Origin of the sequence: Pedobacter sp. (assembly GCF_045628745.1) — a bacterium.
GTDB lineage: Bacteria > Bacteroidota > Bacteroidia > Sphingobacteriales > Sphingobacteriaceae > Pedobacter.
The window spans coordinates 1-22080 of record NZ_JAZQPU010000351.1 but is presented as its reverse complement, the minus strand read 5'-3'; the positions used below and the strand labels follow the sequence as shown (position 1 = coordinate 22080).

At 38.8% G+C, this 22080-nt stretch carries 22 protein-coding genes and 1 pseudogene; 15 read left to right on the top strand and 8 right to left on the bottom strand.

The annotated features are described in order from the left end of the window. A pseudogene (locus ACR2F7_RS12905) lies at positions 1 to 398 on the bottom strand (porin); the annotation flags it as partial. 146 nt (positions 399 to 544) lie between these two features. Here ACR2F7_RS12905 and ACR2F7_RS12900 point away from each other — a divergent pair. The 3 genes from ACR2F7_RS12900 (at position 545) to can (ending at position 3219) form a co-directional block, all read left to right on the top strand. Beyond that, complete coding sequence (locus tag ACR2F7_RS12900; protein ID WP_432713968.1) at positions 545 to 877, top strand: hypothetical protein; 333 nt, start codon at positions 545 to 547, stop codon at positions 875 to 877. A gap of 100 nt (positions 878 to 977) precedes the next feature. Next, positions 978 to 2543 carry a SulP family inorganic anion transporter gene (locus ACR2F7_RS12895; protein WP_432713967.1) on the top strand — a complete coding sequence of 522 codons (1566 nt, stop codon included), beginning with the start codon at positions 978 to 980 and terminating at the stop codon, positions 2541 to 2543. Positions 2544 to 2547: 4 nt separating this feature from the next. Next, the gene (can, locus tag ACR2F7_RS12890) at positions 2548 to 3219 is read left to right on the top strand and encodes a carbonate dehydratase (protein ID WP_432713966.1); all 672 of its coding nucleotides are present in this window, start codon (positions 2548 to 2550) and stop codon (positions 3217 to 3219) included. Positions 3220 to 3338: 119 nt separating this feature from the next. On the opposite strand, the gene pruA is transcribed toward can, so the two are convergent. Beyond that, positions 3339 to 4970, bottom strand: a complete 1632-nt coding sequence (pruA, locus tag ACR2F7_RS12885) for an L-glutamate gamma-semialdehyde dehydrogenase (protein ID WP_432713965.1) — start codon at positions 4968 to 4970, stop codon at positions 3339 to 3341. Positions 4971 to 5055: 85 nt separating this feature from the next. Between pruA and lpxK the strand changes: the two genes are divergently transcribed. The 5 genes from lpxK to ACR2F7_RS12860 all read left to right on the top strand — a co-directional run bounded on the left by lpxK (position 5056) and on the right by ACR2F7_RS12860 (position 10000). Further along, positions 5056 to 6132, top strand: coding sequence for a tetraacyldisaccharide 4'-kinase (gene lpxK / locus ACR2F7_RS12880; protein ID WP_432713964.1), 1077 nt, complete (start codon positions 5056 to 5058; stop codon positions 6130 to 6132). Continuing rightward, the gene (locus ACR2F7_RS12875; RefSeq protein ID WP_432713963.1) at positions 6104 to 6919 is read left to right on the top strand and encodes a purine-nucleoside phosphorylase; all 816 of its coding nucleotides are present in this window, start codon (positions 6104 to 6106) and stop codon (positions 6917 to 6919) included. The genes lpxK and ACR2F7_RS12875 overlap by 29 nt, the downstream gene beginning before the upstream one ends. After that, positions 6919 to 8904 (top strand): putative porin, encoded by a 1986-nt coding sequence (locus tag ACR2F7_RS12870; RefSeq protein WP_432713962.1) that lies wholly within the window; start codon positions 6919 to 6921, stop codon positions 8902 to 8904. The genes ACR2F7_RS12875 and ACR2F7_RS12870 overlap by 1 nt, the downstream gene beginning before the upstream one ends. Positions 8905 to 8996: 92 nt before the next feature. After that, positions 8997 to 9458 carry a peptidylprolyl isomerase gene (locus tag ACR2F7_RS12865; RefSeq protein WP_432713961.1) on the top strand — a complete coding sequence of 154 codons (462 nt, stop codon included), beginning with the start codon at positions 8997 to 8999 and terminating at the stop codon, positions 9456 to 9458. A 2-nt stretch (positions 9459 to 9460) separates the two neighbouring features. Then, complete coding sequence (locus tag ACR2F7_RS12860) at positions 9461 to 10000, top strand: DUF5606 family protein (RefSeq protein ID WP_432713960.1); 540 nt, start codon at positions 9461 to 9463, stop codon at positions 9998 to 10000. Between the two features lie 48 nt (positions 10001 to 10048). On the opposite strand, the gene ACR2F7_RS12855 is transcribed toward ACR2F7_RS12860, so the two are convergent. Next, entirely contained in the window at positions 10049 to 11167 is a 1119-nt protein-coding gene (locus tag ACR2F7_RS12855; protein ID WP_432713959.1) for a sensor histidine kinase, read from the bottom strand. 184 nt (positions 11168 to 11351) lie between these two features. On the opposite strand from ACR2F7_RS12855, the gene ACR2F7_RS12850 reads away from it, so the two are divergent. From ACR2F7_RS12850 to ACR2F7_RS12835, 4 genes are read left to right on the top strand one after another with little or no spacing between them, the layout of a single operon-like run. Continuing rightward, complete coding sequence (locus ACR2F7_RS12850; protein WP_432713958.1) at positions 11352 to 11801, top strand: MarR family winged helix-turn-helix transcriptional regulator; 450 nt, start codon at positions 11352 to 11354, stop codon at positions 11799 to 11801. Between the two features lie 25 nt (positions 11802 to 11826). Beyond that, positions 11827 to 13158: a TolC family protein gene (locus tag ACR2F7_RS12845; RefSeq protein ID WP_432713957.1), complete on the top strand. Its 1332-nt coding sequence runs from the start codon at positions 11827 to 11829 to the stop codon at positions 13156 to 13158. Between the two features lie 41 nt (positions 13159 to 13199). Beyond that, positions 13200 to 14255, top strand: coding sequence for an HlyD family secretion protein (locus ACR2F7_RS12840; protein ID WP_432713956.1), 1056 nt, complete (start codon positions 13200 to 13202; stop codon positions 14253 to 14255). A gap of 4 nt (positions 14256 to 14259) precedes the next feature. Then, positions 14260 to 15858, top strand: a complete 1599-nt coding sequence (locus ACR2F7_RS12835; protein ID WP_432713955.1) for an MFS transporter — start codon at positions 14260 to 14262, stop codon at positions 15856 to 15858. A 487-nt stretch (positions 15859 to 16345) separates the two neighbouring features. Here the strand turns inward: ACR2F7_RS12835 and ACR2F7_RS12830 are convergent, their stop codons facing one another. The 4 genes from ACR2F7_RS12830 to ACR2F7_RS12815 all read right to left on the bottom strand — a co-directional run bounded on the left by ACR2F7_RS12830 (position 16346) and on the right by ACR2F7_RS12815 (position 18243). Beyond that, positions 16346 to 16546, bottom strand: coding sequence for a helix-turn-helix transcriptional regulator (locus tag ACR2F7_RS12830; protein ID WP_432713954.1), 201 nt, complete (start codon positions 16544 to 16546; stop codon positions 16346 to 16348). Continuing rightward, positions 16536 to 16982 (bottom strand): hypothetical protein, encoded by a 447-nt coding sequence (locus ACR2F7_RS12825; protein ID WP_432713953.1) that lies wholly within the window; start codon positions 16980 to 16982, stop codon positions 16536 to 16538. The genes ACR2F7_RS12830 and ACR2F7_RS12825 overlap by 11 nt, the downstream gene beginning before the upstream one ends. 155 nt (positions 16983 to 17137) lie before the next feature. Then, positions 17138 to 17470 (bottom strand): hypothetical protein, encoded by a 333-nt coding sequence (locus tag ACR2F7_RS12820; RefSeq protein WP_432713952.1) that lies wholly within the window; start codon positions 17468 to 17470, stop codon positions 17138 to 17140. A gap of 2 nt (positions 17471 to 17472) precedes the next feature. Beyond that, positions 17473 to 18243, bottom strand: a complete 771-nt coding sequence (locus tag ACR2F7_RS12815) for a hypothetical protein (protein WP_432713951.1) — start codon at positions 18241 to 18243, stop codon at positions 17473 to 17475. Between the two features lie 94 nt (positions 18244 to 18337). Here ACR2F7_RS12815 and ACR2F7_RS12810 point away from each other — a divergent pair, with 94 nt between their 5' ends. Then, positions 18338 to 19516, top strand: a complete 1179-nt coding sequence (locus ACR2F7_RS12810) for a carboxypeptidase-like regulatory domain-containing protein (protein WP_432713950.1) — start codon at positions 18338 to 18340, stop codon at positions 19514 to 19516. A gap of 40 nt (positions 19517 to 19556) precedes the next feature. Here the strand turns inward: ACR2F7_RS12810 and ACR2F7_RS12805 are convergent, their stop codons facing one another. Continuing rightward, on the bottom strand, positions 19557 to 20195 hold the full coding sequence (locus ACR2F7_RS12805) for an FMN-binding negative transcriptional regulator (RefSeq protein ID WP_432713949.1): 639 nt from the start codon (positions 20193 to 20195) through the stop codon (positions 19557 to 19559). Between the two features lie 187 nt (positions 20196 to 20382). Between ACR2F7_RS12805 and ACR2F7_RS12800 the strand changes: the two genes are divergently transcribed. Beyond that, positions 20383 to 20916, top strand: a complete 534-nt coding sequence (locus ACR2F7_RS12800; protein WP_432713948.1) for a YfiT family bacillithiol transferase — start codon at positions 20383 to 20385, stop codon at positions 20914 to 20916. 17 nt (positions 20917 to 20933) lie between these two features. After that, positions 20934 to 21860 carry an FAD:protein FMN transferase gene (locus ACR2F7_RS12795; protein ID WP_432713947.1) on the top strand — a complete coding sequence of 309 codons (927 nt, stop codon included), beginning with the start codon at positions 20934 to 20936 and terminating at the stop codon, positions 21858 to 21860. Positions 21861 to 22080 lie beyond the last annotated feature (220 nt).

Genomic DNA, 22080 nt, shown 5'->3' with positions numbered 1-22080 from the left:
CGGTAGCCAGAAGAAAAGGCAAGGGAGTGTCCAAAGGGACGGTTAAATAAACCAGCCCTTAACGAAAGGGCTTTATAATTTGGCTCATGGATTTGGATATAAGCATCCATCAGTTGTAGCCCGTTTTCTGTGGCATCAATCTGCATCACCAAATTAGTATAATTGTCTTCTCTTTCTATCTTTAAACGGCCCCTTCTGATCATGAAGCGCTCTTTTGAGTTTTCTTCAAAATCTCCACCAGAGACCGAGGAAATCCCTTCAGACTGTGCCCGCTGGTATTGTGTTTGTATATAGCCCGTAATTTTAATGTTATTAAATTCATAGGGCGGCTTCTCATTACTTTGTGCCAAAGCAGATATAGGCAGCACATATAAGAGGAGTAATATTTTCAGTTTCATGAATAGTATTGTTAAGAAATCGCAAATTACGTTTTATGCAGAGTTATATCAATTTTGATGCTTGTTTTGTAATTTTCCGGCATTTTTTTATAAATTGCAATTGTTTGGAACTACCTTTGTTAATGTAGTATCTACAATAATAACAAATGAAACTAAAAAAATACCGTGTTTTCATTGTCATCGCCTTTTTAAGCATCTTCTCCGCTAAGATGCTAATTTCTCTTGCGCCAGTCATCGTGATGAACCTGGACAAGGAAATGATGAACTCTGTGATCATGCAGGTAGAACTGGAACATGGTGCTGATGAACCGGGTAAAACCTTAAAGTTCGTTGATGGAAAAATTATTGATCATCATACTATAGCTTATCTTCCCTTACGTTATCATTTCTATATCAATAACAGTTATATTGAGCACTTTAAACGCTATGTAGATCCCTTTTACCCTGCGGTACCTACTCCTCCTCCTAATCTTGTGTAGTTAATTAACCATGCAGTCTCTTTTCTGCTGGTTTAGCCAGTTGGGCTTATTCCCGACAGGCAACAATATTTAATTTCTTACAGATAATAATATTATTTTTATGCAAGATAGGAATTCAGTCTTTTCAAGATTGGAAGTGAAGAAGTATATCTTAAAAAAGAACCTTAAACACGACTTACCCTCGAGTATAGTTGTCTTTCTGGTAGCGCTTCCTTTATGTTTAGGTATCGCTTTAGCCTCTGGGGCACCACTTTTTGCTGGTCTGCTGACTGGTGTAATAGGCGGTATAGTAGTGGCAAGTATCAGTGGCTCACAATTGAGTGTAAGCGGACCGGCCGCAGGTTTAACCGTTATTGTTTTAGGTGCTATTACCCAGTTGGGTAATTACCAAACCTTTTTGCTGGCCCTGGTTATTGCAGGTGCCATGCAATTGATTTTAGGCTTAATCAAAGCAGGATCAGTAAGCAGTTATTTTCCTTCCAGTGTAATTGAAGGTATGCTCGCTGCTATTGGTGTAACCTTAATTATTAAACAGCTTCCCTATGTTTTAGGCTTAGATCCTTCGCAATATACATTTGCGGCTATTACCAGTGGATCTGCCAATTTTGGCCTTGTGGCCATCCTTATTGGAGCCGTTTCATTGGCCATCTTAATTTTCTGGCCTAAATTTAAAAAGCTCAGCAGTGTTCCTGCACCATTGGTAGTCGTTGTTGTAGGTATAGCTATAAGTTATGCTTTTAAAAATACCGAATATGGTATCGCCGCAAAACAAATGGTGGCCATTCCTGAAGTAAGTGGTTGGGGAGAACTCTCTGGCTTATTTATGATGCCAGATTTTACTGCCATTCAAAACCCGCAGGTGTGGGTAGTAGCAGGTACCCTTGCCGTTGTAGCCAGTTTAGAGACCCTATTGGGGATTGAAGCTGTCGATAAAATTGACAAGCTGAAAAGAACTTCTCCGCCCAATAGAGAATTAATTGCTCAGGGTATTGGAAACATGACCAGCGGTATGTTAGGTGGTTTACCTATGACCTCTGTTATTGTAAGAAGTTCTGCCAATGTAAATTCTGGTGGTAAAACAAGAATGTCTTCCATTTTTCATGGTTGCTGGTTATTGTTATCCCTGTTGTTTATTCCAGGCATTATCAACATGATTCCATTGGCTTGTTTAGCCGGGGTACTCTTGTTTACAGGTTATAAGTTAACAAGGATAGCCTTATATCAACACATGTATCATAAAGGCTGGGACCAGTTTGTTCCTTTTGTAATTACCGTTATTGCAGTCTTGTTAACAGACCTGCTAAAAGGGGTGGCCATAGGAATGTTGGTATCCATATTTTACCTTTTACGCACCAATATGCGCAATCCTTATTTCTATAAACTTGAACAGGATGGCAGCAAAAAGGACCTTCGTATCAATTTAGCCGAAGAAGTTTCCTTTTTAAATAAAGCCGCTATTCAAGGTATCTTAAGGAAAATCCCTAAAGAAACCAATGTGGTTATTGATGGTACAAATTCAAAATACATTGATCCGGATGTATTAGAAACCATTTTCAATTTTAAGCATAGTGCTTACTCCAAGGGAATTATTGTTACCTTGAAAAATGTGCGTAAACAATATACAGTACCTAAATTAACAGATGAATTAGTTCAAATCAACAATTAAACTTATGTGCGCGAAATTAGAAACACAACCTACAGAACATATTACATACGAAGGCCTTTTAGAAGGAAATAAAGAATGGGTAGCGGGAACACTTGCTGAAGACCCTGGTTATTTTGACCGCTTAGCAGCAGGACAAAAACCACCTATCATGTGGATAGGCTGCTCTGACAGCAGGGTGCCTGCCAATCACATTACCAATACCAACCCCGGTGATATTTTTGTACACCGTAACATTGCCAATGTAGTGGTACATACAGACATGAACATGTTAAGTGTATTAGATTATGCTGTAAATGTTTTACAGGTAGAACATGTAATTGTTTGTGGTCACTATGGCTGCGGTGGTGTAGAAGCTGCTTTGGGTACTAAACAACATGGTATCATTGATAACTGGTTAAGGAATATCAAAGATATTTACCGTTTACATTACCATGAACTGGATATCATCTCTGATCATAAAAAGAGATGCGATCGTTTGGTAGAATTGAACGTGATTGAAGGGGTGTTTAACCTTACTAAATCATCTATTGTGCAAAACAGATGGGGCAGTGGTAAAAAGCTGGGTATTCATGGTTGGGTATATAGCTTAAACACCGGTTTAATCAAGGATTTAAATGTAAGCTGCGAGGCCAATGACCACCTGAGCTCTGTGTTCAGGATGGACCAAATGATGTAATCAAAATGAGGCCGTATCGTTGAAAAACAATACGGCCTTTTTCATGGTGCCTTTAACAGAAAGATCCTGTACCATTCATCATGATACAGGAACTTTTCTTTATAAGGAGAATAATGCTATTAATCTTCAGCTAAAAATGGATAACGGTAATCTTTTGCAGGATCAAAAGTTTCTTTAATGGTACGTGGAGAAACCCAACGTAAAAGATTGATCATTGATCCGGCTTTATCATTTGTACCAGAACCTCTGGCACCACCGAAAGGTTGTTGACCTACAACAGCACCCGTACATTTATCATTGATGTAAAAGTTACCTGCAGCATTGCGTAAAACATGCGTTGCTTTGGCAACAGCATACCTGTCTTGTGCAATAATAGAACCTGTTAAAGCATAGATAGATGTTTGATCAACGACCTCTAAAGTCTGCTCAAATTCTTCGTCATTATAAACAAAAACAGTAACTACAGGGCCAAATAACTCTTCGCACATGGTGGTAGATTTTGGATCCTGTACAACTAATACTGTTGGCTCAATGAAATAACCTTTAGATTTATCATAATTCCCACCAGCCATAATCTCTACGCCAGCATCTTTTTTAGCGGCTTCAATATAGTTAGCTAGTTTATCAAATGAGTTCTCATCAATAACGGCATTGATATAGTTGCTGAAATCCTCTGTAGGGCCCATTCTAAAGGTCGCCAGGTCGCGCAACATCAGTTCCTTAATCTGTGGCCATAAGCTCTTGGCTACGTAGATTCTGGATGCTGCAGAACATTTCTGTCCCTGGTATTCGAAAGCACCTCTTAAAATAGCGGTGCTTGAAACTTCAACATCAGCAGAGCTATGTACAACGATAAAATCTTTACCACCTGTTTCACCCACAATACGAGGGTAGGTTTTAAATTTATGAATGTTGTTTCCTATCGTTTTCCAGATGTTTTGGAAAACGCCGGTAGAACCAGTAAAGTGAATTCCGGCAAAGTCAGGGTGACTGAAAATAACATCACCCGCATCAGGACCAGAAACATAAATCAAGTTGATAACCCCATCAGGTAAACCAGCTTCTTTTAAGATCTGCATGATTACATTAGCCGCATAGATTTGAGTGTTTGCAGGTTTCCAAACCACAACATTGCCCATCATTGCCGCAGAAGTAGGTAAATTACCTGCAATAGCGGTGAAGTTAAATGGTGTTAAAGCAAATACAAAACCTTCTAAAGGGCGTTGCTCTACACGGTTCCAGGTACCTTTAGAAGATACAGGCTGTTGCTTGTAAACATCAGCCATGTAGCTTACGTTGAACCTTAAGAAATCTATAAACTCACAGGCAGAATCAATTTCAGCCTGGTAAGCATTTTTACTTTGCCCCAACATCGTTGCAGCATTCAATTTATAACGGTAAGGACCTGCAATAAGATCTGCAGCTTTTAAAAATATAGCCGCACGTTGTTCCCAGGCTAAGTTTTCCCAATCTGCCTTTGCTGCTAATGCAGCATCAATAGCTTGTGAAACATGGCTTTTTTCGCCTTTGCTGTATTGTCCTAAAATATGTTGGTGATCATGTGGTGGTGTAATTTTTACTTTAGCTTCTGTAAAAACCTCTTTTCCACCAATATACATGGGTATATCTGTTTGTTTGGCGCGCGCATCAGTCAATGCGGCTTGTAGAAGTTCACGTTCTTGACTTCCCGGAGCGTAACCTAAAATAGGCTCGTTAATCGGAGTGGGTACGTTAAAAAATCCTTTAAGCATAATAATAAATAAGTTTATACAAAGATAGTTTTTATTTTTTTGCCATTATAACAGCGCAAGCGCTGTCGCTTATTTATGACAGATAATGCTTAATTTTGAAGCTGAAATGATAAATACCCTGCGTCTGCTGCTGCTTCCGTTTTCTTTAATCTATGGCCTGGTGGTGGTGATCAGGAATAAGTTCTACGACTGGGGGATTTTTAAAAGCACTTCATTTAACCTGCCGGTTATATGTGTAGGTAACCTCGTTGTGGGGGGCTCAGGCAAAACACCCCTTACAGAGTACCTGGTGCAGCTGCTTGAAGGTTATAAAATTGCTATCCTCAGCAGGGGTTATGGCAGGGATACTAAAGGTTTTATCTTGGCAGACCCACAGGCTACGGCCAACAGTATTGGCGATGAGCCCATGCAATATTACCGCAAGTTTCCTCAGGTTACAGTGGCCGTGTGTGAAGACCGTGTAAAAGGAATCAATGCACTGAAAGCAACGCACGACCTTATTATTTTAGACGATGCTTACCAGCATAGAGGTGTAAAAGCCGGTTTTAACATTTTACTTTTTGAATTTGCCAAGCTAAAAAGGCAGCAGTTGCTGTTGCCTGCAGGCAATTTGCGCGAACCTTTTATAGGCTACAAGCGTGCCCAGGCCATCCTGGTCACTAAAGTTCCTGGAAAGCTAGAACAAGAAGACAAGCGGAATATAGAAAAGCAATTTGCTTCCGACTGGAAACCCGCATTTTCTGCCATTCAATATCATCAGCTGCAGCCTGTATTTAACGGCGAGAGCCTTTCCTTAACATCTTTACCCAAAAATACGGTGGTGTTTTTATTAAGTGGCATCGCCAATCCGGCACCTTTGATAGCTCATTTAAAAAGCTTTTGCAACCCTATTATCCATCATGATTATCCCGATCATCACCAGTTTACAAGACCCGAAATAGAGCGGTTGCAGCATGAATTTAATAAGGAAAATACCAAAGAAAAAATAATTATAACAACAGAAAAGGATGCGCAGCGTTTATCTGCTATGGGTATTGAGGAATTAATGTTCGGCATACCCCTCTATTTTTTGCCAATAAAAATAGAAATACTGGCAGAAGATAAGCTTATATTTGACCAAAAGATCCTGAATTATGTTTCAAGCTATACACGAAACCGTTGAATATATAAAGAGAAAAACAGAACAATTCCAGCCTGAAGTTGGAATAATACTGGGTACCGGCCTAGGAGTACTTGTTAAAGAAATTGAAGTTTCGTTCAGTTTAATGTATCCTAATATCCCTAACTTCCCTATCTCAACCCTTGAGTTTCACTCTGGAAAGTTGATTTTTGGAACACTCAACGGCAAAAAAGTTGTAGCTATGCAAGGCCGTTTACATTATTATGAAGGCTATAGCATGCAGCAGATTACCTTTCCGGTAAGGGTGATGAAAGCCTTAGGCATCCAGTATTTATTTGTTTCCAATGCTGCGGGTTCCTTAAATCCAGATATTAAAAAAGGAGACCTGATGGTGATTAATGACCATATCAACCTGCAGTTGGAAAGTCCCTTACGTGGAAGAAATGATGCTGACATGGGCCCACGTTTTCCAGATATGAGTGAACCTTATAGCCGCAAGCTGATTGAAAAGGCAATGGAAATTGTAACTGAAGAAGGTATTACCTGTCACCAGGGCGTCTATGTTTCCGTTACCGGACCAAATTTAGAAACCAAAGCAGAATATAAATACCTTCGTATTATCGGTGGCGATGCTGTAGGGATGAGTACCGTTCCTGAAGTGATCGTTGCCACGCACATGAATCTTCCTGTATTTGCCATCTCGGTAATTACCGATGAAGGTTTTGGCGATGTGCTTCACCCTGTATCCCTGGACCAGATCCTGGAAACGGCTCGTGTTGCAGAACCTCAAATGACTAAAATATTAAGCCAGTTAATTTCCAAACTCTAATGTATAAAGCCCTTGTTCTTTCATTTCTATTTTTTCTCCTTGTAGCAGGACAAAAAGCCAGTGGACAGGATTTGAAGACCAATGTAAGAGATAACAAAGAACTAGATTCTTTAAGGCAAAAACTAGATGGGGGCGAAGACTCTGTGGTCTTCACCTCTAAATTTGTCCGTTATACTACGCTGAAATTAACCAAAGACAGCATCCAGACTTTTCCACTGGATACCAGTCTGCGTAATTTTCAAAATTATAGTCCCATCAGTCAGCCTCGTCGCCCTACTATTGGTACGGGTAATTTGGGTCTTGCGGCAAAAGCCCTGCTTTTTGAACCGCGGAAGTCTATAGGTTTTGATGCTGGTTTTCATAGCCTTGATGCTTATGCCATGACGCATGACGATGTAATGTATTACCAGGCACGCACGCCCTTTAGTAATTTATATTACATGGGGGCCGGGCAAACCGAGCAGATGTTTAGGGTATCACATTCTCAAAATATCAAGAAAAACTTTAGCATAGGGGCGTTTTATGACCGTATTGGCGCAAATGGACTCTATGCCAACCAACGTGGCGACCATTTAAATGGTGGTTTTGCCAGCTGGTACCAAAGTACAAACAAGCGATACAATATATGGGTAAACGGTATTTTCAATACCCTCAAAGCACAGGAAAACGGTGGTTTGTTTGATGAGGCCAATAATGCCGGCGGACAAGTAACCAAGGATGCCATGGTGGTAAATTTAAGAACGGCCAAGCAAATTTCCCGTAAAAACTTTATGCTCATCAAGCAGAGTTATTTCATTGGCCGCATAGATACCGTACCACAAGAAGTAATGAAAAAGGTATTGCCTACCAATAAAGTCAGTTATACCCTTGCTTATAACAATGAGTCGTTTAGCTTTTTGAAAAATGAAAGTGATGATTTTTCTATCTTGCCCGAAGGTATGATCGACCTTTCTTTTACCCATGACTCTACCAATGTAAAACACCTGCAGAATGAGTTTTTATATAGTTTCTTCTTGCGTGGAAAATCTAAATCCTTCATCAAAAATGAACTTAAAGTAGATGTCGGTATCCGTCATGATTACTATAAATACCTGCAGCTTGCCCAGTATGCAGACTTTACTGATTATTACAATTATACCTCCACCTTCCAAAATTCCACCTTATTAGGGGCTTTGGGTTACCGTTTCAGTAACAGGGTTAATTTAGATGTCAATGTACAACAGATTTTTCAGGGCCGCCAGATAGGTGATTTTCTTTATGAAGCCACCAGTAACCTAATGCTCAGTAAAAATGCAGGCCGTGTTGTGTTGGGCGCTTATATCCAGAACAAGTCGCCCGAGGAAATTTACAACCGTTATTTTGGTAATCACTATAACTGGAGAAATGATTTCAACAAAACCAAAACGGTTAATTTCTCTTTCAATTACCTCAATGATCAATACAAGCTGGAAGCCGGCGCACAGTATTTCCTTATTAATGATCACCTGTATTTCGGTCAGGAAGGAACTGTTGGCATTAAACCACTGCAAGCAAGCAGCATTAACCTGTTAAAAATTACGTTGGGCAAGAAGCTGAAATTCGGCAAGTTTAACCTGGACAGTTATGTGGTTTACCAAAAAACCGACAATGAAAATATTCTAAGAACACCGGAGTTTTATACGTTTAACAGCTTCTATCTTAATCAAACATTTTTTAAATTCCTTAATACTGACATAGGTTTTGATGTCAAGTACAATACCGCCTATTTAAGCTATGCCTATTCACCTGCTGCCAGTCAGTTTTACATTCCAGATACCCCATTGAAACTAAAAACTGAGCCTGTAGTTGATGTTTGGGTACGTGTAAGTTTAAGAAAAGCGAACCTGTTTGTCAAATATGATTATGCTAACCAGGGCTTGCTTGCTAAAGATTACTCCACGGTACAAGGTTACCTAATGCCAGAGCGGATGTTGAAGTTTGGCGTGAGTTGGAACTTTTACGATTAAAATATATACTTTTATCCCATATAGCATTTAACCCTTAATGTTTAGGTTTCATTTCAATTTACTAAATTTGGGTTTTACATAAAAAAAAGACTATGAGCAAAGCAATAATAAAAACAGAAAAAGGGGACATGACCGTTGAGTTTTACGATAAGGATGCACCTAACACAGTTGCCAACTTTAAAAAACTTGCAAAAGAAGGTTTTTATGACGGCGTAACTTTTCACCGTGTCATTCCTAATTTCGTTATTCAAGGTGGATGTCCAAACTCTAAAGACCCTAAAACAGCTCATTTAGCTGGTACTGGAGGTCCTGGTTATAAAATTGACTGCGAATTAACTGGCGAAAACCAATACCATGACCGTGGTGTGTTGTCTATGGCACATGCAGGTAGAAATACTGGTGGTTCACAGTTCTTTGTTTGTCACAGCAGAGAAAATACTGCTCATTTAGATAGAAATCATACTTGCTTTGGTAAAGTGGTAGAAAATGTTGACTTGGTAGATGATATTAAAGCAGGAGACAAGATAGTAGGAATAGAACTGATAGAAGATTAATTATGAATTTAAGAGGAATTGTTGCCGTTTCTGGTAGACCGGGTCTATTTAAGCTGGTTGGACAAAATAAAGCAGGTTACGTATTAGAAAGTCTTGATGCTCAGAAAGTGAAAATCATTGCTAACGTAGCTAATACTAAATTAGCATCTTTAGAGGACATTACAGTTTATGGTCAGGAAGACGACTTGAAACTGGTTAATGTTTTCGCAAATATTGCTGCCACTACAGGAGAAGTTCCTGATTCTAAAGCTGATGTTGCCACTTTAAGAGCATTCTTTACAGAAGTAGCACCTAAGCATGATGAAGAGAAAGTATATACTTCAGACATGAAGAAAATTATTACCTGGTACCACTTGTTAAAGGATCTTCCTTTATTCAGCGAAGAAGCACCAAGTACTGAAGAGCATGAGAATTTGCTTGCTGAAGATAAAACTGCAGCTGCTAAATTAAAAGCAACTACTAAGCCAGCAAATGCTAAAGCACCAAGTAAAACTGCTCAGCCAGCTAAAAAAGCTAGCATGACAAGCAAGAAAGGCGTTTAATAAATTTATGATGAAAGGGCCGGACGTGTATAACACCTCCGGCTTTTTTTATTTCTCTGAATTTTCTTGCCCAATGGAGGCCTCCTGGTTTTCATTCAAAGGCAAAAACACCCTGAATACTGAACCTTTATCGGGCTCACTCTCCACCGTGATTTTTCCACCAGCAGATTTTAGAATTTCATTGACCAGGTAAAGTCCTACACCATTTCCTTCCACAGAGCTTTTGACCCGAAAGTGTTTTTTAAAAATGGAGTCCCTGTTTTCAGGGTTAATCCCTATTCCATTATCCGAGACGCTTATCACCAGAAAACTACTTTCAATATAAGATTTAATGTGGATTTCAGGTATTCGGTGTGAAGCGCCATACTTAATGGCGTTATTAACCAGGTTATAAATAATGCTACGCAATTTGCGCCTGGGAAAGGTGATCTCTGATGGCCCAATGTCTGCCCTAATGATTGCTTTGGACGCTTGGATTTGTGTAGAAAGTGTAAGCCTGACATCTTCTAGTATATTTTCTAAATCCAGCATTTCTTCTACGGCCTGATAAGGGTGTTCATGCCAACGTGACTGCACAAGGTCAAAAATAACTTGTTTCATTTTGTTCAGGCTATTTTCCACATTATTCAATAAGGCTGGAATTCTTTCTTTTCCTTTCTCAGGCACTTTTTTAAGCAATTCCACGGTCAGGCTTAAGGCCATGAGTGGGTTTTTAATGTCATGGGCAATCGTATCCAACAACAATTCATGCTCAGATATCAACTTTTCCTGTTCCTTAAGGTCTTTAATCCTGGTGGTGATATCAATAAAAGTTATAATTACCCCATTCGACTTATTTTCTTTACGGATAAGATAGGGAAGGATATTCATTTGAAACCATTTCATATCCGTGGTCTGAATTTCTTTCTCCAGGATTTCTCCTGTGTCTATGACTTGCTGAATGTTATCAATGATGGTAGGAAAACGAAAATTGTCTGCCACTTCCACTAAGTGTTTACCAATATGGTCCTGTCTAAGTTTGAATTGCTTCATAGCAGAAGGCGTAAATTTACGAAGCACCAATTGAGCATCAACAAAGAGTTGGGGTATAATAGTGTTTTGAAAATAATTTTCTAGTTCTTCATTAAGCTCGATCAGCTCATCGATCTTTTCATTTTTGTTTTGCATAGCCGGATGGTAAGACTGTTACAGTATTTGTCGGACAAGGTAAGTAATAATGTAGATACATAAGTTTTTAAGGGCTACCTTTAACCAAATACGTCAAATTATTAATATTCAGTGACTATTATAACACTAAAGACATCAAGCAGGTTTAATTGTTTGATATCGAACTAATATTTATATTTGTAACATGTTTGATGAAGAATATGCAAAAACCATGCATTTTTATTTCCACGCAGTCCTTCGCTTACGGCAGGATTTGCGACAAAGAGTGCAGCGGAAATTAACAGAACATGGACACAGCGATATCACACTTGAAATGACTCAAGTGCTTTATTACCTGCATTACGGGGCTAAGGCGATGAAGGCCAACCAGCAAGAAATTGCCAATAAAACGGGCAAGAATAAGTCCAGCGTGACCTCACTGCTGGACAACCTTGTTAAAAGAGGCTTAGTTGAGCGGGTTATAGATAAAAATGACAGGCGTCATAACGTCATCACCCTTACCGTATTGGGCACCGCATTTGTTGAAGAGATTTACGATAAGGTTTACCGTACTTACGATATAGCAAAGATTCCGTTTTCTATCAAGGAGCTGCAGCACCTTACCGATCTTCTTAACCAACTGATGGACAGTTAAGCTATTCTAAATGTATGTTAACATCATGAAAAACATCATCATCACTCTTCTCGGAATCCTTTTTGGTACTATATCTTCTTTATCGGCGCAGGAGCAGCATCTATTATTGAAAGTAGATTCTTTATTGAGCTTAGCAGCGCAAAACAGCAAACAGCTGGAGATCACCCGTCACAAAATAAATATAAGTGCCAATGCTACCACTATTGAAAAGCAGCGGGCTTACCTTCCAGAGCTCGGCGCTTCATTCAGTTATGGATATATCAGTAATGCACAGGTGTGGGATAATCATTTCAACTATGAAACTACTATTATGATGCCACATACTTCCCTTGATCTTTCACTCAGCGCCGGTTATGTTGTTTTCAACGGCAATGCAGCTAAAAACAAGATTGCCAGGGCAAAGCTGGAAGAGCAAATTTCACTCCTGGATTACCAGAAGGATAAGGAAGATATTCAGTTTTTACTGCTTGCAAAATACCTTGATCTCTTTGCGTCACGCAATCAGGAACATGTATATCTGCAGAACATTGCACTGGCTGATAAAAGGCTTGCCAATATCAAAAAGCTGATAGAACAGGGCATGCTCACCCACAATGATCTGGTGAGAAGCCAGCTCCAGCTTACTGATATTAAACAGCAATTGAATGAAGTTCGCAATAACATCACCATCATTAATCACGATCTCAAAACCGTATTAGCACTGCCTGAAAATATTGCTATTGATGTGGATACGCTGTTATACAACAAAGCTATAGCCCCCGGACCGTTGAATCAATACACCATGCGCTTGAGGGATAAAATCCCAGAGTTAAAAATTGCCAATGTGCAGAATCAGCTCGCAGTCAATCAGGTCGATATCACCAAAGCAGATCGTCTTCCTTCCATATCCCTGTTTGCAGGGGATGCCTTAAGCAGGCCATTTTTGTATTCTATACCCCCTCAGGATATTTATCTGCATCATCTCCAGGTCGGCTTTAGGATTCGCTATGATATTAGTTCTTTATATAAAAGCAAGAACCTGATCCAGCAGGCTAGAATGAATGCTGTGCTTTCACAAAAAAGCGAAGAATGGGCAAACCAGCAGGTAGAAATGGCCATTCATGCGGCTTATGTGAAATTGCAGAACGCCTGGGAGCAATATGCTTCAAAGAAAGAAAGCTTTCAACTTGCACAGGATAACTACAGGGTTGTGGAACAAAAATACCTCAATAAATTTGCTACCATAACAGATATGCTGGATGCCAGCACAGCACTGCTCACAGCGCAGATTAACATGAACAATGCCCGTATTGGCATTGTCTATCAACATTACAATCTATTAAAAACATCCGGTCTTTGGGAAGAAGTTCGGAACTGAAACCTGTCTGAATGAGAATCAAATAAAAACCAAAAAGCAAGATGTCAACTAAACAGGAAAATGAAAAAATGTACAGTTCTAAGAAATTTAGAATTGCATTGAATATATTCACCATTACCATCCTTTTGGGACTGGTTGTATGGGGACTTACTATATTCTTTCATTTGGGCGATGCTGAGTTTACAGAAGATGCACAAATAGAAGAATACATTAGTCCGGTTAATACAAAAGTCTCCGGCTATATCAAACAAATCCGCTTTGAGGAATATCAATTGGTACACAAAGGTGACACCCTGACCGTTATCGATGATAGTGAATATAAAATTCAGCTGAAACAAGCAGAAGCATTGTTAAAACAGGCACAGGCAGGAAAAACAATCGTCCGTTCAGATGTAGGCGTTTCGAAAAACAGTACAACAATTTCTCAGGCTAATCTGCAAGAAATCAAGGCACGTCTGTCTAACCAGGAGCAGAATCTAAAACGTTATGGTAACCTCCTGAAAGCAGACGTGATACCACAATTTGAATACGATCAGGTGAAGACTGAATATGAAGCTATGAAAGCCAAATATGAATCTTTACTGCAACAGAGACAGTCCACCAAACTTAATACCAGAGCACTTGCTAACAAAATAGAACTCTCTGAAGCGGATATCATGAAAGCAGAAGCTGCTATTGAACTGGCCAAGCTAAATATTTCTTACTGTTATATTACGGCACCTTATGACGGAACAATGGGCCGAAGGAAAATAGCAGAAAACCAATTGCTACAGGCCGGTCAAACGTTAACAACAATTGTGAAAGCTGGTAATAAATGGGTAACCGCCAATTATACAGAAGCACAGATCGAAAATATCCGCCTGGGAGATCGTATGCGTATTAAGGTTGATGCCATCAGCGATAAGACTTATATTGGTGAAGTTACTGCCATTTCCGGTGCCACAGGCAGCCGATACTCCGCATTACCTATAGATAATTCAACGGGCAATTTTGTAAAAGTACAGCAACGCATTCCGGTACGGATTAAATTTATCGGAACTGACCAGGATATCGAAAAGATAAGGGCTGGAATGAATGTGGAAGTGACCAAAGAATAGACAAATGAAAAATTCCATCTTTCATGAACCGGTATCAAATCTGGTAGAGAAAATCTGTATCATCATCCTGGTCTGCTCACAGATCCTGATCAGCGGGATTTCTTCGAGTTCTTTAGGGCCAATGACAGCATTTCTGGGCGATGAGAAAGATGCCATCCAGTTTATTTACTATAGCGGTATCATAGCCACCATCAGTATATACCCATTGATAGGACGCTTTACGCGCTATTTCCGCAAAAGGCAACTACTGCTCATGTGCATCTCTCTGGAACTGATCTTACTAATCCTTTCTGTTTTTAGCAAAAATGATGTTGAATTATTTATCTGCAATTACCTGCTTTCCACTATCAAGATGCTTTGTCTTATCATTTGCATTGGATTGTTTATGGCAAAGTATAACCTAAGTCAAAGCAGGGGGTTGTTTTATGGCTTATACTATGCTTTTTCTTTTAGTTTAAGTCAATTGTATTCATATGCTGTTGCTGTGCTTCTGCAGACTTATTCATGGAAATACACTTTTCTACTCAGTCTTCCCGGTATTTTTATCAGCCTGCTCATCGTTATTTTTCTCATGCATTCCAAGCGCATGGTTAGAAAGTATCCTTTCTATCAAATCGACTGGATAGGATACCTGCTTTTTGTGGTATCGAGCTTATGTCTATCTTTTGGCTGTATCTTTGGGGAAAGGCTGGAGTGGCTTGAAAGTAATTTAATCCGTTTTGTATTTACGACTGCTGTTATCGGCTATGTATTATGGGTCTTGCGAATGCTGGCCATACGAAGACCTTATGTAAATGTGAGGGTATTGTTCATGTTCAGCCACGTAAGGTGGGGTGTGGGTCTAATGGTATGTATGTTTTTCATTTATAATACCTTCAATATCTCTACGGAATTTATGAAGGTCAACCTAAAGTATAATGATACTTATGTGGCCGCCTCTAATCTGTATATGATCATTGCCTTTTTGATATTTATTCCGCTTACAGGAATCTGGCTTCATCGATTTCACCGGGCACGTGAACCATTATTCATTGGCTTTATGCTATTTGCCGTCTACTATTTTTATACAGCACATATTTTCTATCCAGAAGAAAATAGTGGCTTTTTCCTGCTTCCTATGATGATCAGGGGGGCTGCTTATGGCATTAGCATTACCTCCTTATCTTATTATGCATCTGTTAATATACCAGCAGAAGCAAGTTCACACCGGGCATTTTTATCATTAGCTTCACGGAGTGTATTTGCGGCTCCAATAACCAGTGCTTTCTGGCAGGACAGATTTAATCATTTTAAACAGAAGCAGTATGATGTTATTGCTGCCCAATATAGTATGGATGATTATCGTGTACAAGACTTCATGAAGGGCTCGGTTTTGGACCATCAGAAAAGTGGACATGGTGTTGAGTTGGCTAACCAATTGGCAACTCATAGTCTGCATGCTAAGATTTATAATGATGCACTTATATTAAGCGCTCAGAATATCTATTATGTATTGGCTGTGGTTAGCCTTTTGTTGGCGATAGCTGTTCTTTGTCTAAAAGTGTTGAATATCCACTATGTATCAGAAAAAAATAAATATCCACTAACCTATGTGGATGTTTAATAGCATTGTTTTTGAAATCATTGCAAAGATGTTTTCTTAATAACCATGAGCATGGGGGATACTTATTAGGTTACTTTAAAGTATGTATTTTTCAATCTGAGGGATGTGTATTTTAAAATCTGGACACTTATTTAAAATAACATTATACTTGTAGTCAATAATACAAATGATTTTAAATCCAGATCTTTTTAAATTCAGGTGCTGATCTGCAATCTGATTGTAATCATCAGAATAATAGGTTCTGTAAACAGATGTATCAGTAAGGTAGATAATTCTATACACAGAGATTTCCTTTCTTTCTTCTAAAAAAACGATAATCGTTAAATAGATGCCATTGCATATGATCGTTTTTATTAATCATTTTTAAGAAACAAACAAATATTGATAAAGTTCAAACTCAGTCAAGAAAACCATTGAACTGCCTCCCTATAATTAGGTTAAGTTCTGGCTACACAAAGTAATCGCCAACATAATCAAGTGTTCTCTCTTATTCATCCCCCTCAAGTTCAAAGATTTCTTCTATCGGCACAGTAAAAACCCTGGCTAGCTTTAACGCTAAGACAGTTGATGGTACGTATTTACCTGCCTCTATGGTGTTAATTGTTTGTCTGGATACCTGTATCAACTCAGCGAGTTCAGCTTGCGTAAGATTTTTTATTGCCCTAAGCACACGTATGTTATTTTTCATCAGCAGTTTGTTTATTTGAATGACGATACAAAAGCAGATTAAAAATGATGATAAAGGATAATGGGACAGTAAGCATATTAAAGGCTGAAAAAATTAAATAGTTCCATCCAAAAATTGACCATGTTCCAATAATTGAAATGACTAAGGACGCCAAAACAGCATATTGCCAGCTGGTCAATCTCAAATAAGAAATAAATTCATCTTCTTGTTTTTCTTTTGAAAACGTAATCATGATTAAACCTATCATCCAGAAAGTAAAGATAAACTCTTTCAATAGATTCACCTCTGTGATAAGTGAACGATCATTAAGGGTGAGATCCAGAAATGCTGGCTGCCATTCAAATATCCGAGAAACTACAAAGGCCAATGTTGCAAAGAGAAAAATAAGCCATCCAAATTTCTTAAATCGGTTTGGCAAAAGTGTGTGATTATTCATGATGATGATGTTTACCATAAATGTAAAACAAATCTATCATAATGTCAAGTTTGTTTGTCAAATAGTAAAGTGTACTTGATTTATCGAAGCAATATGAACAGCAGCAAAACTGGCAATTGCTTTTAGCCGAATATAAGCCCTTTATAAGAGCATTCTTATAATTCTATAAAGCCTTCCAGGTTACGTGAATCAATTTGAGCGCTGACCTCTTTTGTAATATTGTCCAACTCCACTGAACATCGGTTAATAAGATGATGAATTTCCTTTAACTCTTCGGTGTTCTCCATGTCTTTACCCAAATCAACTAAGCTAAGAATAGATGCAATTGGCTTTCTCACCAGATGTGAATTAGACCAGGCAAGTTTTTTTAAAACCGAATTTTGCTCTACAATCTGCAAATCTCTGAACTTTCTTTCGGTGATGATATTTTGAACCGATATATGCCTGATCACTTCATGATTATCATCGTAAATTGCTGAAATGGTCACCTCTACCCAATATCCTCTGCCGCTTTTTGAATAATTAATGTTTTCATAAACAGAATAGTCCCGTTTATAGATAGATTCTTACCAGCGATTACGGCAGAAGTCATGAATTGTGCATTAGAAACTTTAGACCTTGGCATCACATATTCATTGAAAGAGAGACGTGCATAAGCATTAAAACTTTTGCTTCTGATAGGTATAGACAATTCAATATTTCTTTCTTCCAGGTAATTGTATATAATTGCCGTTTGTTCTTTTTCGTATTTAGTGTAATTTACATTCAACTGCAGGTTTTTGGGGAGTTGGTAATTTAGGGTTCCTTTAGCATTTACACCTGCTGTGTACTGAGCTGAAACGAGCAGCCCACGGGTTACGGTGACAGAAGAATTGACAAAAGGCAGAGGATTTCCGCCGTTAATACCCGATAGGTATTCCGTTCCACCACCTATGGTAATGTGGTTATTTAATCCGTAGCTGAATGCGGCTCTCATGAAGAGATCTTTGTCTACATTATCTATTAGGCCAGTACTGAAGGTATATTCGAATTGGCCCACTGGGAGGAAATTAAATGGAATATTCACATAGCGTTCCTGGGTGCGTTCTTCGCCCAATGGCCCATAAATGCGTGTTTTGATAGCAGAATTTCCATAAACCAAAGGTACATCAAAGCTGTAAAAACCAGAGGCATCTGCGGTGATATAATTCACTAATACGTCATTTACATAGAGTTTACGTTGGATCGCTGCAGCAATAAGCTCACAACAAGAGCAGCTCACAATGGCAAGAGTCTATTCATAGCTCCAGAAAATAAGTTTCGTTTAAAAAAATCAACAGATTAATTTTCGTAACTATGTTATCAAAATTAACCTCATGAAAGTATTCCTTACTTTGATATTCTGTCTGTTTATTAGTCAATTATCTGCGCAACAATCTCACCTGGCTGGTACTATTGTAGATCATTCAACCCAAAAGGCTCTTGCAGAAGTGTCATTGACGGTCTTACAAAAACAGACGGGCACAGTATCAAATAACGAAGGCAAATTCATGCTGCTTAAAAACAACATTCTTGATACCGACAGCGTGCTGATCAGTTGCATAGGCTACCGATCCATCGTAAAATTGGCTGCACAGCTCATGACTAATCAAAGTCAGCTTATTTATTTAGAGCCCCAGGTATTTGTGTTAGATGAAGTTATCATTAAACCATTGTCGGTTGTTGCCATGTTGAAGGAAGCTATTGAGACTACTGCTGGCCTTATTAAACCCGAAAATAGACTAAATGCCTACTATAAAGAATTTGCTTACCTAGACCAGGCCTTGTTTAAGTTTGCAGATGCAGCCGTTATTTATACGGTTGACGATAAGGACAAAAAGACTAAAGTAAACATGCAGGTTATTGAATCACGCATTAAGAAAGATTCTGTAACGGAAGAAAACAAGTGGAAGTCAGATATCGAATCCTTAATTAAATCTGATAAAGCGATGAAGTCTTATTACAATCTGGATTACCTGAATAAATTGGTTAACCCCAAGCATACAGCTAAATTCAATTATAAAATAGAAACGTCAGGTCCAATTACAAAGATTAGCATAGATCCGAAGGCTGAACTTAAACAATATCTTCCCAATGCTATTGTTTATTTCAACACAGTCAACAACAGGATTCTTAAAGTCAACTATAGTCATATAACCCATTTGCAGTATATGCCAAAGGTAAACCTGGTTTTTATGGCTTATGCTTGTGAGAAAGACAACATGACTGCGATTTATAGTGAAGGGCCAGTTCCTTATTTAAGGTATTGCCGAATAGAACAAGACATTCGTTTTAAGTTGGGTGCTAAAAAAGGATTGTTAGGCTCTGTTTCAGAAATTCTGGTGAGCAAAAGTGATTTAAGCTCGGTGGTCCAGGCAACAAATTCAACCATTGAACCTGCCGTGTACAAAAAATACAATATTTTTAATAACGGCAATAAATTCTCTCCAGATTTCTGGTTGAAATACAATACAATTTTGCCTACGGAAACAGAGCTTAAAGCTTTAGAATTTTAGGAAAAGAAAGATTTCTAGCGAATGTGTTGAAATCAACAATCTAAGTAGTTTTGTCTGGATTGGTATTTTTAGATAGCTGTTGACTCATATACCCAGCAAGGTCTCTCTCATTTTTGTCTTGGCTTACAGAAAGAGAATCTATAATGTTTTTTTGCTCTTTTTCAGTTTTATTCTGACTTAATTTTTTCTTAGCTTCTAAATCTGCAACGGTTACCTCAAATGCAACAATACCTTTGACTAACTTCGTTTTATAACCAAGAGGCAATTTATCCCATTGGTCTTGATACCCCGCTTCATAATTTTTAATGGTGGCTTCGAGCACCTCAATAGTACTTTTTTCGTCTGTAATTAATTTAGCATCTCCATAAGCATGCACCGAAAAATAATTCCAAGTGGGCACATTTAACTCTTTTTCATAATGGCCGGGTGAAATATAAGCATGAGGCTGATTAAAGATTACTAAGCATTTATGACCTTCTACATCTTCCCATTGTGAATTAGCCTTGGCAAAATGAGAGGTCAAAATTACTTTATCTTCCCTTGTAGATATAATAAAAGGCAAATGTGTTGCTGTGGGTAGGTTTTCTTTCGCAGTAATAATTGTGGCAAAACTATAGGCCTTCATAAAAGCCACAATTTCGTTTTGATCCGTGGTTTGGAAGTTTTTAGGGATGTACATTTATGGATAATATCAAGGCTGGACTCCCGTCGGTAATTATCCCAATGGAGAGCATAAATTTGAATTGAGTTACAGTAGCTGGGTAAAGCAAGATATAGCGTGTTAATCACATTCTTCCTCCCAAAAGAATTGCCTAAAATAAATATTAGTATTTTTAGGAGCTAGGCTCTTAAAATAAATTAAAGCAATGGAAGATACCCTCGAAAACCTAAAATACCCAATCGGGAAATTTCAAAAACCCGAACCTATCAATCAACTTCAAATAGACAACTGGATCAAAATCATTGAAGAATTTCCACAACAGTTAACCAATGAAGTCAAAAACCTTTCAGAAAAACAACTGAATAAACAATACAGGCCCAATGGCTGGACCATCAAACAAGTGGTAAATCATTGTGCCGACAGTCACATGAATAGCTTCATCAGATTTAAACTTGCACTCACAGAAAATACCCCCACCATCAAACCCTATCATGAAAATTTATGGGCAGAATTAACTGACTCTAAAAATTTCCCGGTAGATAGCGCTTTAATGATACTGCAAGGGTTACATCAAAGATGGGTCAACTTACTGAAAAACTTATCAGCTTCTGACCTTGAAAAACAATTCAGACATCCTGAATCAAACGAACTCATCTCCTTAAAAACCAATATTGGCATTTATGCATGGCATTGTCAACATCACCTGGCCCATGTGAAAAAAGCAAAACAATCCATTTAAAAATACCCCGCTTTTTGATGACCTTTATCGAAATGAAAAACTATGTAGTTTTCTTGCTCTTACTCCTCACCTCTGCCAGCTATGGCCAGGTGCTGCGCAAGCGGACAACCTTGTTAATGGGGGGGCGTTTTGACATAACCATCGTCGCTAAAGATTCACTGACGGCAGAACAAAATATCGATACCTGTATAAAAGAAATTAGCCGCATTGAATACCTGATCTCAGATTGGAAGCCGCAAACGCAAGTGTCAGAAATTAACCGTAATGCGGGAATCAAACCTGTAAAAGTTGACCGCGAGGTATTTGAATTAACGCAGCGTGCATTGAAATTATCTCAAGAAACGGATGGCGCTTTTGACATCAGCTTTGCTGCTATGGAAAATATATGGAAGTTCGACGGCAGCATGACGGCCATGCCATCCCCAGAAGCCATTAAAAAATCTGTTGCTAAGGTTGGCTATCGCAATATCATTTTGGATAGCCTGAATTCCACTATATTTTTGAAATTGAAAGGCATGAAGATTGGATTTGGCGCTTTAGGCGAAGGTTATGCAGGTGACCGCTGCAGAACGCTGATGCAAGCCAGAGGTATCAAAGCAGGAATTATCAATGCAACAGGGGATATGGCCACCTGGGGGCTGCAACCCAATGGTGAACCATGGAATATTGGCATCACCAATCCTTTTCAACCCGACACCATTTTTGCTGTGGTAAAGCTGCACAACAGTGCTATAGTTACTTCTGGCAGCTACCAGAAACATGTTTTACTAAACGGCAAGCGCTATGCACATATCATTAACCCTAAAACGGGCTATCCTGCTACCGGGCTCATCAGCGTAAGCATTACAGGGTCGAGCGCAGAACTGGCAAATGGCTTTAGCACATCCATGATGGCCTTAGGTAAAAACAAGGCCTTGGCTTTTATCAAACAAGTCGGATCGTAGCCATGTCGTTCTGTGAGCCAAGGAGTTGATAATATGACTTGTCTTCCTAAGCCCGCTTGGCCTCCGACTTAGTAAAACATGTTTCTGGTAGCTGCCAGAAGTAACTATTGCACTGTTGTGCAGCTTTACCACAGCAAAAATGGTGTCGGGCTGAAAAGGATAAGTCGGATCGTAGCCATGTCGTTCTGTGAGCCAAGGAGGTGAAAATATGACTTGTCTT

Bases quoted from the DNA above. Each gene is read 5' to 3' on its own strand.
- ACR2F7_RS12865 (WP_432713961.1), top strand. From the start codon at position 8,997: ATGAGCAAAGCAATAATAAAAACAGAAAAAGGGGACATGACCGTTGAG.
- ACR2F7_RS12800 (WP_432713948.1), top strand. From the start codon at position 20,383: ATGGAAGATACCCTCGAAAACCTAAAATACCCAATCGGGAAATTTCAA.
- ACR2F7_RS12835 (WP_432713955.1), top strand. From the start codon at position 14,260: ATGAAAAATTCCATCTTTCATGAACCGGTATCAAATCTGGTAGAGAAA.
- can (WP_432713966.1), top strand. From the start codon at position 2,548: ATGTGCGCGAAATTAGAAACACAACCTACAGAACATATTACATACGAA.
- ACR2F7_RS12795 (WP_432713947.1), top strand. From the start codon at position 20,934: ATGACCTTTATCGAAATGAAAAACTATGTAGTTTTCTTGCTCTTACTC.
- ACR2F7_RS12855 (WP_432713959.1), bottom strand. From the start codon at position 11,167: ATGCAAAACAAAAATGAAAAGATCGATGAGCTGATCGAGCTTAATGAA.
- ACR2F7_RS12900 (WP_432713968.1), top strand. From the start codon at position 545: ATGAAACTAAAAAAATACCGTGTTTTCATTGTCATCGCCTTTTTAAGC.
- ACR2F7_RS12875 (WP_432713963.1), top strand. From the start codon at position 6,104: ATGTTTCAAGCTATACACGAAACCGTTGAATATATAAAGAGAAAAACA.
- ACR2F7_RS12895 (WP_432713967.1), top strand. From the start codon at position 978: ATGCAAGATAGGAATTCAGTCTTTTCAAGATTGGAAGTGAAGAAGTAT.
- ACR2F7_RS12845 (WP_432713957.1), top strand. From the start codon at position 11,827: ATGAAAAACATCATCATCACTCTTCTCGGAATCCTTTTTGGTACTATA.
- ACR2F7_RS12840 (WP_432713956.1), top strand. From the start codon at position 13,200: ATGTCAACTAAACAGGAAAATGAAAAAATGTACAGTTCTAAGAAATTT.
- ACR2F7_RS12805 (WP_432713949.1), bottom strand. From the start codon at position 20,195: ATGTACATCCCTAAAAACTTCCAAACCACGGATCAAAACGAAATTGTG.
- ACR2F7_RS12825 (WP_432713953.1), bottom strand. From the start codon at position 16,982: ATGAATAATCACACACTTTTGCCAAACCGATTTAAGAAATTTGGATGG.
- ACR2F7_RS12850 (WP_432713958.1), top strand. From the start codon at position 11,352: ATGTTTGATGAAGAATATGCAAAAACCATGCATTTTTATTTCCACGCA.
- ACR2F7_RS12810 (WP_432713950.1), top strand. From the start codon at position 18,338: ATGAAAGTATTCCTTACTTTGATATTCTGTCTGTTTATTAGTCAATTA.
- pruA (WP_432713965.1), bottom strand. From the start codon at position 4,970: ATGCTTAAAGGATTTTTTAACGTACCCACTCCGATTAACGAGCCTATT.
- ACR2F7_RS12860 (WP_432713960.1), top strand. From the start codon at position 9,461: ATGAATTTAAGAGGAATTGTTGCCGTTTCTGGTAGACCGGGTCTATTT.
- ACR2F7_RS12830 (WP_432713954.1), bottom strand. From the start codon at position 16,546: ATGAAAAATAACATACGTGTGCTTAGGGCAATAAAAAATCTTACGCAA.
- ACR2F7_RS12870 (WP_432713962.1), top strand. From the start codon at position 6,919: ATGTATAAAGCCCTTGTTCTTTCATTTCTATTTTTTCTCCTTGTAGCA.
- lpxK (WP_432713964.1), top strand. From the start codon at position 5,056: ATGCTTAATTTTGAAGCTGAAATGATAAATACCCTGCGTCTGCTGCTG.